This window comes from Streptomyces sp. NRRL WC-3605 (assembly GCF_001509795.1).
In the GTDB taxonomy this organism is placed as follows: Bacteria; Actinomycetota; Actinomycetes; order Streptomycetales; family Streptomycetaceae; genus Streptomyces; species Streptomyces viridochromogenes.
In genome coordinates this window covers 62,438-75,939 of record NZ_LLZN01000013.1, presented here as the reverse complement: position 1 = coordinate 75,939, position 13,502 = coordinate 62,438, and the positions used below count along the sequence as shown (strand labels likewise).

Here is a 13,502-nt window from a genome sequence, read left to right as displayed (position 1 = left end):
CGGACGACGGACATGAGCGCCCCAACCCCGGCCCCCGGTGACGACCGGCCCCGCGAAGGGTATTACCCGGACCCGTCCATTCCTGGATATGTCCGGTACTGGAACGGCGCCTCCTGGGTGCCGGGCACCAGCCGTCCCGCCCCGACCGACGGCGAGCCGCTCGCCCCGCCGCCGGGCGCCCGGCCGGCCGACGCCCCGGCCCAGGTAGAGGAGACCGGCCCGCACTTCTTCGACGAGGACCCGGTCGCCCGGCAGGCCCCCGGCGAGGCCCAGCACGGCAGCCGCCCCGAACCCGCCTCCGCCTGGGGCGCCGACCGCTCCCGGCAGACCGGGTTCGGCGGCGACCAGGACCGCCGGGTCTCCTGGGGTGCCCAGCAGGAGGGCGCCGACCCGCGTGTCCCGGCGCCCGCCGAGCCGGAGGCGGAGTCCGGCGGCGGACCCACGCCCGACACCTTCATGATGCGCCGGCCCGTGACGGACGGCGGGGGAGCGCGGTCCGCCGCGGCCCCCGACCCCGGCACCATGGCCATCCGCGCGGTGAACCCGCGCGGCGGCACGCAGGAGCCGCCCTCCGCGGCACCCTCCGCCGCGTCGGGCGCGGCGGCGAACGCCCCGCAGGGCCCCGGCTTCAGCGCCGGCAAGGCCGCCGCGGCCCCCTCGCCGGCCCAGGGGACGCCCGCGGTCCCGCCCGCCGCCCAGCCCGCCCCCGCGCCTCCTGCCGGCCCCCAGCAGGCCACGCCGGGCATCCCCCAGCAGTCGGGCGGACCGCAGCCCGCGCCCGCCGCTCCCGCCGCCTCCGGGGCGCCGATCGCGCCGGGTCCCGGCGGCGGTCAGTCCTCCTGGGCGCAGCAGGTCCACCGGCTCGCGGAGCCGGGCGCCGACGTCCGGCCGCCGTCCGCCGAGGGCCGGCCCCCGGTCGCCCCGTGGAAGCCCGTGCGGGAGGACCCGTTCGCGGCGGCCGCCCTGCGGCAGGCCGCGGCCCGGCCCGCCGGCCTCGGCAAGCGGCTCGCGGCCCGGCTGGTGGACACCGTGGTGCTCGCCGCCGTCACGGCGGTGGCCGCCGTGCCGCTCGGCGGCAAGGCGCTCGACCACGTCGACGACAAGATCGAGGCGGCCAAGCTCTCCGGACGGACCGTCACCGTCTGGCTGCTGGACGGCACCACGTCGGTCTACCTCGGCATCATCCTGGCCGTGCTGCTGGTCGCCGGCGGGCTCTACGAGGCCGTGCCCACCGCCAAGTGGGGCCGCACGCTGGGCAAAAAGCTGTTCGGCCTGGAGGTGCGCGACATCGAGGCGCACGAGCCGCCGGAGTACGGCGCTGCGGTGCGCCGATGGCTCGTGTACAGCGTGCCGGGCGTGCTCGTCGTCGGGGTGGTCGGCGTTCTGTGGTGCCTGTTCGACCGGCCCTGGCACCAGTGCCTGCACGACAAGGCAGCCCGTACGTTCGTCGCCGGATGAGCGGGTCCGCCGTCCGGCCCGGATGATTCCGTACTCCGGACGGCCCCGTGCCGGATGCGCGGCTGTGCCGTTCGCGGTCGACTCGGGCCATGAGCAGCGAACCGCCTCCCGGCCCCGGCCCGCAGCCCCCGGACGACGACCCGTTCAGGAAGCAGCCCCCGCCCGGCGGCGGCCCGGGCGGGCCGTACGGCGACCAGCCGCCCCAGGGCGGGCAGCCCCCGCCGCCACCCGGCGGTGAGGGCGGTCCCTACGGCGGTCAGCCGCCCCCGCCCCCGCCCGGTGGCGGTGGCCCGTACGGCGGCGGTCCCTACGACGGCGGCGGCCCGTACGGAGGCGGCGGCCCGTACGGAGGCGGGCCCGCCGACCCGCTGGCCGGGATGCCGCCGCTCGCCGACAGCGGCAAGCGCACGCTGGCCCGGCTCATCGACCTGATCCTGGTGGCGGTCGTCGTCTGGCTGATCACCTGGGGGTTCGGGGTCACCGAGCTGGACGTGGACACCGACAAGGTGCAGTTCGGGAAGTCCTTCGCCCAGTCGCTGATCGCCGCCGTGCTGTTCGTCGGCTACGACACGGTCATGATCTCCCGGACCGGTCAGACGCTCGGCAAGAAGCTGCTGCACCTGCGGGTCGCCAACCTCGACAACGGGGCCACGCCCTCGGTGCAGACCACGCTGATCCGCTCGCTGGTGCTGTGGATCCCGTTCGCGTTCTGCTGCGCCTGTATCTGGACCGCGATCGCCGGCGGCTGGAGCTTCTTCGACCGGCCCTACAAGCAGGGTCTGCACGACAAGGCGGCGAAGACCGTGGTCGTCAGCACGGACGCGTGAGCGCGGGTCAGGACTTGCTGAGGGCGGGCTCCTCGGTCTTCTCCCGCTCCGCCCCGGCGGAGCGGCCCACCGTCACCACACGGGACCCGCGCGGCACGGGCACCGTCATGGCGACCAGGAGTCCGAGCAGCATCGCGGCGAAGGCGATGATCGCGATCCCGGCGCCCGAACCGGTCTGTGAGAGCAGCAGCATGGCGAGCGTCGAGAAGACCACGGTGCACGAGCCGTAGGCGAGCTGTGCGGCAGTCGGACGAGGCATGGTCATCGTGTCCTCGGAATCGGGGGTGCACGGGGGATTCGGCCTGGCTTTGCGCCGACGTCCGGGCGTTCCGCCATCCGACTCTAACGGCGTCCATGCCCGAGAGGAACGTTCGGTAAGCGTGACCTGACCAACAGTGCCGGTGCACGGGGGGCGCACGGATTCATGGCGTCCACCAGGTGGACGGCGGTGCGCGCCCGTCCTCCGGCCGCCGTTCGGTAACTGGACAGTCACTCCGCATAGTGCAATTGACCTGTTCAAGTCAAGGTCTGTTTTTTCTGCTTAACCTCTAGTCAAATGACGTCACTTGACTACACGCGTTGATCACGTGCGCGCGGATCCTATGTTGACCAGGACCCTCCTTCCGCGCGCCCGAACGCGGGGGAGGATCTCAAGTGACCAGTAGACCCTGGACGTTCCGTACGGCGGCGACCGCCGTCGCGCTCGCGACAGCCGCGGCGACGTTCTCGACCTTCGCGGTGGCTCAGGCCGACGAAGGCGCACCGGCCTCCGTGGACCGTCGTGACCCGGCGGACCGGCAGCACGCCGACCACGACCTCGAAGGCCCCCTGAGCAAGACCGTGGAGGCGCAGCGGCAGGAAGCGCTCAACCAGGTCATCTCGGGCAAGAGCAAGGTGAAGAACCGCGACGGTTCGAAGGTCGTCGAGCTCAAGAGCAAGAAGGGCGACAGCAAGTACGTCGAGCTGGGCCGCGAGAAGACCGACAAGATCTTCACGATCCTGGTGGAGTTCGGCGACCAGATCAGCCAGTTCGGTGGCACCCCCGGCCCGCTGCACAACCAGATAGCCAAGCCGGACCCGAAGAAGGACAACTCGACGGCCTGGAAGGCGGACTACAACCGCCAGCACTTCCAGGACATGTACTTCGGCACCGGCAAGAAGACCGAGTCGGTCAAGAAGTACTACGAGAAGCAGTCCTCGGGCCGCTACTCGGTCGACGGCGAGGTCTCGGACTGGGTCAAGGTGCCCTACAACGAGGCCCGTTACGGCAACAACGCCTGCGGCGACACGAACTGCTCCAGCGTCTGGAACATCGTCAGCGACGGCCTGAACTCCTGGGTCGCGCAGCAGAAGGCGGCCGGCCGCACCGACGCGCAGATCAAGGACGACGTCGCCCAGTTCGACCAGTGGGACCGCTACGACTTCGACGGCGACGGCGACTTCAACGAGCCGGACGGCTACATCGACCACTTCCAGATCGTCCACGCCGGTGAGGACGAGTCCGCGGGCGGCGGCGTCCAGGGCACGGACGCCATCTGGGCGCACCGCTGGTACGCGTTCGGCACGGACGCCGGTGCCACCGGTCCCGCGCAGAACAAGCTGGGCGGCGCCCAGATCGGCAACACCGGCATCTGGGTCGGCGACTACACCGTGCAGCCGGAGAACGGCGGCCTCGGCGTCTACGCGCACGAGTACGGCCACGACCTCGGTCTGCCGGACCTCTACGACACGCAGGGCGGCGAGAACTCCACCGGGTTCTGGACGCTGATGTCCTCCGGTTCCTGGCTGGGCACCGGCAAGAAGGAGATCGGCGACCTGCCCGGCGACATGACCGCCTGGGACAAGCTGCAGCTGGGCTGGCTGAAGTACGACACGGCCAAGGCCGCCACGAACTCGTGGCACAAGCTGGGTGTCGCCGAGTACAACACCAAGCACAAGCAGGCCCTCGTGGTCGAGCTGCCGAAGAAGAAGGTCACCACCGAGATCGTCCAGCCGGCGCAGGGCGAGAACCAGTGGTGGAGCGGCAGCGGTGACAGCCTCTCCAACACGCTGACCCGTTCGGTCGACCTGACCGGCAAGTCGGCCGCCTCGCTGACCCTCGACGGCTGGTGGGACATCGAGGCCGGCTACGACTACCTCTACACCGAGGTGTCCACCGACGGCGGCGCCAACTGGACGGCCCTGGACGGCACCGCCGACGGCACCGCCCTCGGCAAGGACGCCAGCGGCAAGTCCGCGATCGACGGCACCTCCGGCGCCTGGAAGAAGCTGGTCTTCCCGCTCGACGCGTACGCGGGCAAGAAGGTCGACCTGCGCTTCCGCTACCAGACGGACGGCGGCGTGGCCCAGAAGGGCTTCACGGCCGACAACATCGCGGTGACCGCCGACGGTTCGGCGGTGTTCTCGGACGACGCCGAGACCGCCGACGACGCCTGGGCGAAGAAGGGCTTCTCGCGCATCGGCGCGTCCATCACGGACGACTACGCCCAGTACTACATCGCCGAGAACCGTCAGTACGTGTCGTACGACAAGACGCTGAAGACGGGCCCGTACAACTTCGGCTTCTCGACGACCCGTCCGGACTGGGTGGAGCACTACGCCTACCAGAACGGTCTGCTCATCTGGAAGTGGGACACCTCGCAGCTGGACAACAACACCAGCCAGCACCCGGGTGCCGGTCTGATCCTGCCGATCGACTCGCACCCGACCCAGCTGAAGTGGACGAACGGCACGCTGATGCGCAACCGCATCCAGGCCTACGACTCCCCGTTCAGCACCTTCCGCACGGACGGCATGACGCTGCACAACGCGGACGTCGCCGCGAAGATCCCGTCGCGTCCGGGTGTGGGGGTCTTCAACGACCGCACCAACACCTACTACGACGCGTCGAACCCCTCCGCGGGTGTCAAGATCACTGACACCAACACCAAGATCAAGATCGTCAAGGAGGCCAAGGACGGCTCCACGATCGAGCTCGAAGTGGGCCCTGCGGCGAAGTAAGAAGTAAAACTGCAGGTCAGAGCATGATCGGCGGCAGCCCCCTGGCGGGGTTGCCGCCGGTCGTGTTTAGGTGCACCCTGTGCTTCCGTTATTGACACCGGCTCCGGCACCGGAGCCGGACCCGACCTCGACACCGCATCGCACGGGGGTGTGACCGTATGGCCGCAGGAGGTTTCTGCAAGCTGCCGACCGGCAGCGTGGTGGTGGCGCTGAACCTGCCCAGACCCACCGCCGACGGCACGGGCAGCGTCCGTGTCCTGGTGCACGCCCGCAACCGCGCCCGAGCCCTGACCAGGCTCCGCAACCTGGGCATGCGCGCCGTCTACCTGCGGGGGAACGCCGCCCCGCCGACCCCGGACGAGATCACGGCGGTCCTGCACCACCCCGACGGCCTGATATGGCGCACGGCCCCCTGCCCGGACGTCGTCCCCGCCGTGCCGCAGCCCGTCCCGGGACCGGCCCAGGAGCTCTGGCACCCCATCCGGGCCCTGATGCGCCGCCCCGCCGCCCCCGCCCAGCCGTAGCGGGCCTCGCGGCCCCCCGGGGGCTACGCCACCACGGGCTTGCCGGTCAGCTCCACCCCGGCCTCGCGCAGCTCCTCCAGCGCCCGCTCGGTGGTCTCCGCGGCCACTCCGGCGGTCAGGTCCAGCAGCACCTGCGTACGGAAGCCCTCGCGCGCCGCGTCCAGCGCCGTGGCCCGCACACAGTGGTCGGTGGCGATGCCCACCACGTCCACCTCGGTGACCTCCCGGGCCCGCAGCCAGTCCGCGAGCCGTACGCCGTTCTCGTCGGCGCCCTCGAACCCGCTGTACGCCGCGGCGTACGCCCCCTTGTCGAAGACGGCGTCGATCGCGCCGGAGGCGACCGCGGGCGCGAAGTTCGGGTGGAAGCCCACGCCCTCGGTGCCCGCCACACAGTGCGCCGGCCACGACTGGACGAAGTCGGGATGGGCCGAGAAGTGGCCGCCCGGCGCGATGTGGTGGTCGCGCGTGGCCACGACGTGCTGGTAGCCGGACCCGGCCGCCTGGCCGATCAGCTCCGTCACGGCGGCGGCCACGTCGGCGCCACCGGCCACCGCGAGGCTGCCTCCCTCGCAGAAGTCGTTCTGCACGTCTACGACGATCAAGGCGCGGCGCATGGGCGGTGTCCTTCGGTTATGGACGCTGAGGTCGGGACGGTGGATCGGCGGGCCCGGCCGTGAACCTCCGAGCCTAGAGACTTCGTGTGCGGTGCGGGAGGGGGCATGGAGCGGGCACTGCGGGCGCGCCCGTTTCACGCCCCCGTCTGGCTACCCGGCCGCTCGTGGGCGTACTCCGTCGGAATGACGGGTTCCCCCCGGGACAGCTGCATCGCGGACAGCGGCAGGTCGGCGCGGGCCTGCGCGTGCCGGTTCCGTACGGCGTCCAGCGGCTCGCGCGCCACGACGTCCCCGCCCTTGACGAGCTGGACCAGCAGCTGCCGGCCGGCGAGTTCGGCGGGCACCGGCCCGGTGCCGATCACCTCGGCCTCCGCGACCCCCTCGGCGTCGAGCCGGCGCGCCGCCCACTTGCGGCCGCCGACGGAGGTCTTTCCGCCCGTCGACCGCTTCGCCACCGGCACGAGCGGTGCCGAGGCGTCGGCGGACTCGGCGCGGGCGACCAGCTTGTAGACCATGGAGGCCGTCGGGTGCCCGGACCCGGTCACCAGCTGGGTGCCGACGCCGTACGCGTCCACGGGCGCCGCCGCCAGCGAGGCGATGGCGTACTCGTCCAGGTCGGAGGTGACGAGGATCCTCGTGCCGGTCGCGCCCAGCTCGTCCAGCTGCTGGCGGACCCGGTGCGCGACCAGCAGCAGGTCGCCCGAGTCGATGCGGACGGCGCCCAGCTCGGGTCCGGCGACCTCCACGGCCGTACGGACCGCCTCGGCGACGTCGTAGGTGTCGACCAGCAGCGTGGTGCCGCGGCCCATGGAGTCCACCTGGGCCCGGAAGGCGTCCCGCTCCTGGTCGTGCAGCAGCGTGAAGGCGTGGGCGCTGGTGCCGACGGTCGGGATGCCGTACCGGAAGCCGGCGGCCAGGTCGGAGGTGGAGGTGAAGCCGCCGATGTAGGCGGCCCGGGAGGCGGCCACCGCGGCCAGCTCATGGGTGCGCCGGGCCCCCATCTCGATCAGCGGACGGTCCCCGGCCGCCGCGGACATCCGGGAGGCCGCCGCGGCGATCGCCGAGTCGTGGTTGAGGATGGAGAGGATCACCGTCTCCAGCAGCACGCACTCGGCGAAGCTGCCCTCCACCCGCAGGATCGGCGAGCCCGGGAAGTAGACCTCGCCCTCCGGGTAGCCCCAGATGTCCCCGGAGAAGCGGTAGTCCGCCAGCCAGCGCAGCGTCGGCTCGTCGACGACGGCCCGCTCGCGCAGGAAGCCGAGGACGTCCGCGTCGAAGCGGAAGTTCTCCACGGCGTCCAGAACGCGTCCGGTGCCGGCCACCACGCCGTAGCGCCGGCCGTGCGGCAGGCGCCGGGTGAAGACCTCGAACACGCTGCGCCGCTCGGCGGTGCCCGCGCGCAGCGCGGCCTGCAGCATCGTCAGCTCGTACTGGTCGGTGAAGAGCGCCGTCGAGGGGACTTCCACCGGCAGCCCAAGGTCCGCTGTGTTCATGGCAACGCATCGTACCCCCATTTCGTCAGTCTGACGATTTGGGGGTGGGGAGGGCCGGGGATTTGTGCGACCACCCCCCTGCGGTGGCAGCATGGGCACTGTGACGTCACCCGCTCCCCTAGAGATCGAACGCACCGAGTCGGCGGAGGAAGTGTTCGCCGTCCCCGAGCCCGACGTCCCCTGGGTCACGATCGTCCACAACGACCCGGTCAACCTCATGAGCTACGTGACGTACGTCTTCCAGACGTACTTCGGGTACAGCAAGGACAAGGCCACCAAGCTCATGCTCGACGTCCACCACAAGGGCCGGGCGGTCGTCTCCAGCGGATCCCGCGAGGAGATGGAACGCGACGTGCAGGCCATGCACGGCTACGGCCTGTGGGCCACCCTCCAGCAGGACCGGAAGTAGCGAATCGTCTCCATGCCAGGAACCTTCGAACCCGTCCCCGGCGGCGGCGCCGCCGTCGCTCTCGACGAAGTCGAGATCTCCATCATCCGGTCGCTGGCCGTCCAGCTGCTGGAACTCATCGGACCCGGCCCGGCCGGCGACGCCTCCGACGACCCGCTCGCCGAGCTGTTCGTTGACGGCCCCAGCGAGCCGCCCTCCGACCCCGTGCTCAAGCGCCTGTTCCCCGACGCCTACAGCGACCCCGAGGGCACCCCGCAGGCCCAGGAGGCCGAGGAACAGCGGGCGTACTCCGCCGAGTTCCGCCGGTACACGGAGAACGACCTGCGCGCCGGCAAGCGGGAGAACGCGCTCGCGGTGGTGCGCACCCTGGACGCGCTCAACGCCGAGAGCGCCGGCGAGGGCGGCGCGGTGCTCAAGCTGTCCACCGAGGAGTCCCAGCAGTGGCTCAGCGCCCTCAACGACCTGCGCCTGGCCATCGGCTCCCGGCTGGAGATCACCGACGAGGACGACACCGACCTGCTGTACCGCCTCCCCGACGAGGACTCCCGCAAGCCGATGGTGATGGCCTATCTGTGGCTCGGCGGCCTCCAGGAGACCCTGGTCGCCACCCTCATGCCCTGATCCACCCGGTCATGCGACCGTTCCGTGCCGATATGTAAGGGTTCTGTGTTCGCTCAGCGGACGCTCAAATCCGGATAACGATCTCGTCACCGCCGCCACCCGCTATGCGGGGCGGCGGTGATTTTGTCCGGTTCTCCTTGTGGGATGCGCCACACGTGCCCCCGCCGATCACCGTTGCCGCCGTGATAAATCTTCACGACCGCCCGCCGAGCACCACCCGAATGTTCGGCCGGGTGCGCCACAGGGCCGGCGGATCGCCGGCCGGGCACAGCTCCAGCAATCCGGGGGGGTCGAGACCCGATCCGCGGCCGACGAAAGGCCCGGGTCGGCATGGAGAAAGGCGCACACAACATGACCTCTTCGAAGGTCACCGACGAGACGGCCACGGGTGCCCCCGAAGAGGGGTACGAGCGCGGTCTCGGCAGCCGTCAGGTCCAGATGATCGCGATCGGCGGCGCCATCGGCGTCGGCCTGTTCATGGGTGCCGGTGCGAACATCGCAAAGGCCGGACCCAGCATCATCCTCATGTACGCCCTCGCGGGCGTCGTCATCTTCTTCATCATGCGGGCCCTGGGCGAACTGCTCCTGTACCGGCCCGTCTCCGGCTCCTTCGCCGAGTACGCCCGGGAGTTCCTCGGCCCGTTCTTCGGCTTCGTCACGGGCTGGACGTACTGGCTCATGTGGGTGGTCACCGGCATGGCCGAACTGACGGCCGCCGCGATCTACATCCACTTCTGGTTCCCGGAGATCCCGCAGTGGGTCAGCGCCCTGGTGTTCCTCGTGGTGCTCTTCGGCGTCAACCTGATCTCCGTCAAGATCTTCGGCGAGGTCGAGTTCTGGTTCTCGATGGTCAAGGTCACGGCCATCATCGGCATGATCGTCATCGGCCTCGGCGTGCTCACCCTGGGCTTCTCCGACGCCGGTGACACCGCCGCCGCCTCCAACCTCTGGTCGCACGGCGGCTTCTTCCCCAACGGCATCGGCTCCAGCCTGATGACCCTCCAGGGCGTCATGTTCGCCTACCTCGCCGTCGAGCTGGTCGGCGTCACCGCGGGCGAGTCCGAGAACCCCGAGAAGACCCTGCCCAAGGCCATCAACACGCTGCCCTGGCGCATCATCGTCTTCTACGTCGGCGCGCTGCTGGTGATCCTCTCCGTCGTGAAGTGGACCGAGTTCTCCGCCGGCGAGAGCCCCTTCGTGCACGCCTTCGGCAAGATCGGCATCCCGCTCGCCGCCGGCATCGTCAACTTCGTGGTCCTCACCGCGGCCCTGTCGTCCTGCAACTCCGGCATGTACTCCACCGGCCGCATGCTGCGCGACCTGGCCGCCAACAGCGAGGCCCCGCAGGCGTTCGGCAAGCTCAACAGCCGCAAGACGCCGGCCATCGGCATCACCGTCTCCGTGGCGCTCATGGGCATCGGCGTGATCCTCAACTACGTCGTCCCGGAGAAGGCGTTCCTCTACGTCACCTCCGTCGCCACCGCGGCCGGCATCTGGACCTGGATGATGATCCTCGTCAGCCACATCCGCTACCGTGCCGCCGTCGACGCGGGCCGGCTGCGCGCCTCGTCCTTCCCCGCCCCCGGCGGCGCCCTCTTCAGCTGGGTCGCGCTGCTCTTCCTCATCGGCGTGACCTGCATGATCGCGTACGACAAGGACGCGCGGGTCTGCCTCTACGTCGCCGCCGGCTGGGCCGTGGCCCTCGGCGTCGGCTGGTCGGTCCTCAAGAGCCGCAACCCCGGCATCGCCACGCGCGGCGGCGAGGAGCCGGAGCTGGAGAAGGTCGGCTGATCCACGCGCGGACGCCCGGTCGCGGGGAGCACTCGTGGTGCCCTCCGCGCCCGCCGCTCAGGGCGTCCGCGCCCCCGGGACGTGACCGCACGTCCGGCATGTGGGCCGCCCCGTACCAACCCTCGGTACGGGGCGGCCCCTCTGCTTATCCTGGCCGCATGCTGACCATCACCCAGGCCCTCGTCGACCAGATCGTCGCCCACGCGCGCAAGGACCACCCGGACGAGGCGTGCGGAGTCGTCGCGGGCCCGGCCGGCTCCGACCGCCCCGAACGCTTCATCCCGATGCTGAACGCGGCGATGTCCCCCACGTTCTACGAGTTCGACTCCGGTGACCTGCTCAAGCTCTACCGCGACATGGACGACCGCGACGAGGAGCCGGTGATCGTCTACCACTCGCACACGGCCACCGAGGCGTACCCGTCGCGCACCGACATCTCCTACGCCAACGAGCCCGGCGCCCACTACGTCCTCGTCTCCACGGCCGACACCGACGGCCTCGGCGAGTTCCAGTTCCGCTCCTTCCGCATCCTCGAGGGCGAGGTCACGGAGGAGGAGGTCAGGATCGTCGAGTCCTACTGACCACCCGGCCCCGTACGACGGAACCGGCCCCTCGAGGACCCGGTCCGCGGGGCCCGGTCTCACCACGCGACCCGTCACCGTCCGCGATGTGGGATCACATTCCAGGACCCGGACCGGGAATCGATACGATGACCCCATGGTTCTCCACGACGTGAGCGGGAAGACGCCGGGCATGCTGCTCGTGGCGCGGCTGCACGTCGACCTGTGCAGGCTCGCCAGCGCCATCTGTTGACGCGTTCCCCTGCCGCCGTCCGGCCGTGAGCCGCGGCGCCGCACTCACGCACCGATGCACTCCCAGCGCTGCCGCGCGCCCCGACCGACTACTCCCGACAGGAGCCCCGACCCATGGCCATCGAGGTCCGCATCCCGACCATCCTCCGCACCTACACCGACGGTCAGAAGGCGGTGGAGGGCAGCGGTGAGACCCTCGCCGACCTGTTCGCCGACCTCGAGACCCGCCACACGGGCATCCAGGCGCGCATCGTCGACGGCGACCAGCTGCGCCGCTTCGTCAACGTCTACCTGAACGACGAGGACGTCCGCTTCCTCGACGGCATCAACACCAAGCTCAGCGACGGCGACAACGTCACGATCCTGCCGGCCGTGGCCGGCGGTATGGCCTGATCGGGATGCGGTACGACTCCCCCCTCGCCGCGGTCGGCAACACCCCCCTGGTGTGCCTGCCGCGGCTGTCGCCGTCCGACGACGTCCGGATCTGGGCCAAGCTGGAGGACCGCAACCCCACCGGCTCGATCAAGGACCGGCCCGCCCTGCACATGATCGAGCAGGCGGAGAAGGACGGCCGGCTCACCCCGGGCTGCACCATCCTGGAGCCGACCAGCGGCAACACCGGCATCTCCCTCGCCATGGCGGCCAAGCTCAAGGGCTACCGCATGGTGTGCGTCATGCCCGAGAACACCTCGCAGGAGCGCCGGGACCTGCTCGGCATGTGGGGCGCGGAGATCATCTCCAGCCCCGCCGCGGGCGGCTCCAACACCGCCGTACGGGTCGCCAAGGAACTCTCCGCCGAGCACCCGGACTGGGTGATGCTCTACCAGTACGGCAACCCGGACAACGCGGGCGCGCACTACGCGACGACCGGCCCGGAGATCCTCGCCGACCTCCCCTCCATCACCCACTTCGTGGCGGGCCTCGGCACCACCGGCACGCTCATGGGCGTCGGCCGCTACCTGCGCGAGCACAAGCCCGACGTGAGGATCGTCGCCGCCGAACCGCGCTACGACGACCTCGTCTACGGCCTGCGCAACCTCGACGAGGGCTTCGTCCCCGAGCTGTACGACGCCTCGGTCCTCACCACCCGGTTCTCGGTCGGCTCCGCCGACGCGGTCACCCGCACCCGGGAACTCCTCCAGCAGGAGGGCATCTTCGCGGGCGTCTCCACCGGCGCCGCCCTGCACGCCGCGATCGGCGTCGGGAAGAAGGCGCTGCAGGCGGGGGAGAGCGCCGACATCGTGTTCGTCGTCGCCGACGGCGGCTGGAAGTACCTGTCGACGGGCGTCTACACGGCCGCGACGACGGAGGAAGCCATCGAAACCCTCCAGGGCCAGCTCTGGGCCTGACCGCCCCCGCGGTCACGACGACAGGTGACGGACCTGGTCCCACACGGCCGGGTCCATCACCCCGACCCGCCGCCGGAAGTCCCGCACCGGGACGACCCGCAGCTCACCCGTCTCCAGATAGCTCGCCCGGCCCCCGGCGTCCCCGACCGACCCCGGCGGCAGCGCGATGACACCGCCGCGCTCGGCGCGGTTCCTGCTGGTGATCTTGGCGACCGTGACGCGCTGCCCGCGCACCGCCAGCACCAGACACGGCCGGTCCTTGGCCCCCGGCCGGTCCTCGTAGGGCACGTTCGCCCACCAGATCTCCGCCGGCTCCGGCAGCCGCGCCGGCACCCGCCCCCTCGCGCGCCCCCGGGGACGCCCCGGCGGCCGGGTCCGCGGCCTACGCCCCCGCCCCCACCCGTCAACGAGCGTGGCGACCAACGCGAGCAGGACGACCGCACCGAGCGCCGGCCACCATGACGTGTCCATAACCCCGAACATACCGGCGCCCACCCTGCCCGCGCGCCGCCGCGCACCCCTCGTGCGCCCCGGGTCCAGCCGAACGCGTGACACCACAGGTGAGTTCGCCCACAACAGAGCTGCGCGGAGGAGCGACCGGAGG

The 13,502-nt window shown here is 71.0% G+C and carries 15 protein-coding genes; 11 read left to right on the top strand and 4 right to left on the bottom strand.

Annotated features, from left to right (window positions below; genetic code table 11):
* Positions 1–12 precede the first annotated feature (12 nt).
* Both ADL34_RS04670 and ADL34_RS04665 read left to right on the top strand, forming a co-directional pair.
* Positions 13–1,458 carry an RDD family protein gene (locus ADL34_RS04670; protein ID WP_062665219.1) on the top strand — a complete coding sequence of 482 codons (1,446 nt, stop codon included), beginning with the start codon at positions 13–15 and terminating at the stop codon, positions 1,456–1,458.
* A gap of 89 nt (positions 1,459–1,547) precedes the next feature.
* The gene (locus ADL34_RS04665) at positions 1,548–2,285 is read left to right on the top strand and encodes an RDD family protein (protein WP_062665217.1); all 738 of its coding nucleotides are present in this window, start codon (positions 1,548–1,550) and stop codon (positions 2,283–2,285) included.
* Between the two features lie 7 nt (positions 2,286–2,292).
* On the opposite strand, the gene ADL34_RS04660 is transcribed toward ADL34_RS04665, so the two are convergent.
* Positions 2,293–2,550, bottom strand: a complete 258-nt coding sequence (locus ADL34_RS04660; RefSeq protein ID WP_086871270.1) for a hypothetical protein — start codon at positions 2,548–2,550, stop codon at positions 2,293–2,295.
* Positions 2,551–2,939: 389 nt separating this feature from the next.
* On the opposite strand from ADL34_RS04660, the gene ADL34_RS04655 reads away from it, so the two are divergent.
* Positions 2,940–5,285, top strand: coding sequence for an immune inhibitor A domain-containing protein (locus ADL34_RS04655; protein ID WP_062665212.1), 2,346 nt, complete (start codon positions 2,940–2,942; stop codon positions 5,283–5,285).
* Between the two features lie 158 nt (positions 5,286–5,443).
* Positions 5,444–5,809, top strand: a complete 366-nt coding sequence (locus ADL34_RS04650; protein WP_062665210.1) for a hypothetical protein — start codon at positions 5,444–5,446, stop codon at positions 5,807–5,809.
* Positions 5,810–5,832: 23 nt separating this feature from the next.
* Here the strand turns inward: ADL34_RS04650 and ADL34_RS04645 are convergent, their stop codons facing one another.
* Positions 5,833–6,423 (bottom strand): isochorismatase family protein, encoded by a 591-nt coding sequence (locus tag ADL34_RS04645; protein WP_062665208.1) that lies wholly within the window; start codon positions 6,421–6,423, stop codon positions 5,833–5,835.
* Between the two features lie 134 nt (positions 6,424–6,557).
* A complete protein-coding gene (locus tag ADL34_RS04640) occupies positions 6,558–7,916 on the bottom strand; it encodes a nicotinate phosphoribosyltransferase (RefSeq protein ID WP_062665202.1) in 1,359 nt (452 codons plus the stop codon).
* A gap of 91 nt (positions 7,917–8,007) precedes the next feature.
* Between ADL34_RS04640 and clpS the strand changes: the two genes are divergently transcribed.
* The 7 genes from clpS (at position 8,008) to ADL34_RS04610 (ending at position 12,898) form a co-directional block, all read left to right on the top strand.
* The gene (gene clpS, locus ADL34_RS04635) at positions 8,008–8,325 is read left to right on the top strand and encodes an ATP-dependent Clp protease adapter ClpS (RefSeq protein WP_055623360.1); all 318 of its coding nucleotides are present in this window, start codon (positions 8,008–8,010) and stop codon (positions 8,323–8,325) included.
* Positions 8,326–8,337: 12 nt separating this feature from the next.
* Positions 8,338–8,946, top strand: coding sequence for a DUF2017 domain-containing protein (locus ADL34_RS04630; RefSeq protein ID WP_062665196.1), 609 nt, complete (start codon positions 8,338–8,340; stop codon positions 8,944–8,946).
* A 351-nt stretch (positions 8,947–9,297) separates the two neighbouring features.
* Positions 9,298–10,737 carry an amino acid permease gene (locus ADL34_RS04625; protein WP_062665192.1) on the top strand — a complete coding sequence of 480 codons (1,440 nt, stop codon included), beginning with the start codon at positions 9,298–9,300 and terminating at the stop codon, positions 10,735–10,737.
* Positions 10,738–10,895: 158 nt separating this feature from the next.
* Positions 10,896–11,318 carry a Mov34/MPN/PAD-1 family protein gene (locus ADL34_RS04620; protein ID WP_062665191.1) on the top strand — a complete coding sequence of 141 codons (423 nt, stop codon included), beginning with the start codon at positions 10,896–10,898 and terminating at the stop codon, positions 11,316–11,318.
* A gap of 136 nt (positions 11,319–11,454) precedes the next feature.
* Positions 11,455–11,550, top strand: a complete 96-nt coding sequence (locus ADL34_RS37095; protein ID WP_309544746.1) for a putative leader peptide — start codon at positions 11,455–11,457, stop codon at positions 11,548–11,550.
* Between the two features lie 113 nt (positions 11,551–11,663).
* A complete protein-coding gene (locus ADL34_RS04615; RefSeq protein WP_062665190.1) occupies positions 11,664–11,942 on the top strand; it encodes a MoaD/ThiS family protein in 279 nt (92 codons plus the stop codon).
* A 5-nt stretch (positions 11,943–11,947) separates the two neighbouring features.
* Positions 11,948–12,898, top strand: coding sequence for a PLP-dependent cysteine synthase family protein (locus ADL34_RS04610; protein WP_062665189.1), 951 nt, complete (start codon positions 11,948–11,950; stop codon positions 12,896–12,898).
* 12 nt (positions 12,899–12,910) lie between these two features.
* On the opposite strand, the gene ADL34_RS04605 is transcribed toward ADL34_RS04610, so the two are convergent.
* Positions 12,911–13,369: a type II toxin-antitoxin system PemK/MazF family toxin gene (locus ADL34_RS04605; RefSeq protein WP_062665292.1), complete on the bottom strand. Its 459-nt coding sequence runs from the start codon at positions 13,367–13,369 to the stop codon at positions 12,911–12,913.
* Positions 13,370–13,502 lie beyond the last annotated feature (133 nt).

Excerpts from the sequence above, each read along its gene's own strand:
- ADL34_RS04670 (WP_062665219.1), top strand. The coding sequence starts at position 13 with ATGAGCGCCCCAACCCCGGCCCCCGGTGACGACCGGCCCCGCGAAGGG.
- ADL34_RS04665 (WP_062665217.1), top strand. The coding sequence starts at position 1,548 with ATGAGCAGCGAACCGCCTCCCGGCCCCGGCCCGCAGCCCCCGGACGAC.
- ADL34_RS04660 (WP_086871270.1), bottom strand. The coding sequence starts at position 2,550 with ATGACCATGCCTCGTCCGACTGCCGCACAGCTCGCCTACGGCTCGTGC.
- ADL34_RS04650 (WP_062665210.1), top strand. The coding sequence starts at position 5,444 with ATGGCCGCAGGAGGTTTCTGCAAGCTGCCGACCGGCAGCGTGGTGGTG.
- ADL34_RS04645 (WP_062665208.1), bottom strand. The coding sequence starts at position 6,423 with ATGCGCCGCGCCTTGATCGTCGTAGACGTGCAGAACGACTTCTGCGAG.
- ADL34_RS04640 (WP_062665202.1), bottom strand. The coding sequence starts at position 7,916 with ATGAACACAGCGGACCTTGGGCTGCCGGTGGAAGTCCCCTCGACGGCG.
- clpS (WP_055623360.1), top strand. The coding sequence starts at position 8,008 with ATGGGCACTGTGACGTCACCCGCTCCCCTAGAGATCGAACGCACCGAG.
- ADL34_RS04630 (WP_062665196.1), top strand. The coding sequence starts at position 8,338 with ATGCCAGGAACCTTCGAACCCGTCCCCGGCGGCGGCGCCGCCGTCGCT.
- ADL34_RS04625 (WP_062665192.1), top strand. The coding sequence starts at position 9,298 with ATGACCTCTTCGAAGGTCACCGACGAGACGGCCACGGGTGCCCCCGAA.
- ADL34_RS04620 (WP_062665191.1), top strand. The coding sequence starts at position 10,896 with ATGCTGACCATCACCCAGGCCCTCGTCGACCAGATCGTCGCCCACGCG.
- ADL34_RS37095 (WP_309544746.1), top strand. The coding sequence starts at position 11,455 with ATGGTTCTCCACGACGTGAGCGGGAAGACGCCGGGCATGCTGCTCGTG.
- ADL34_RS04615 (WP_062665190.1), top strand. The coding sequence starts at position 11,664 with ATGGCCATCGAGGTCCGCATCCCGACCATCCTCCGCACCTACACCGAC.
- ADL34_RS04610 (WP_062665189.1), top strand. The coding sequence starts at position 11,948 with ATGCGGTACGACTCCCCCCTCGCCGCGGTCGGCAACACCCCCCTGGTG.
- ADL34_RS04605 (WP_062665292.1), bottom strand. The coding sequence starts at position 13,369 with ATGGACACGTCATGGTGGCCGGCGCTCGGTGCGGTCGTCCTGCTCGCG.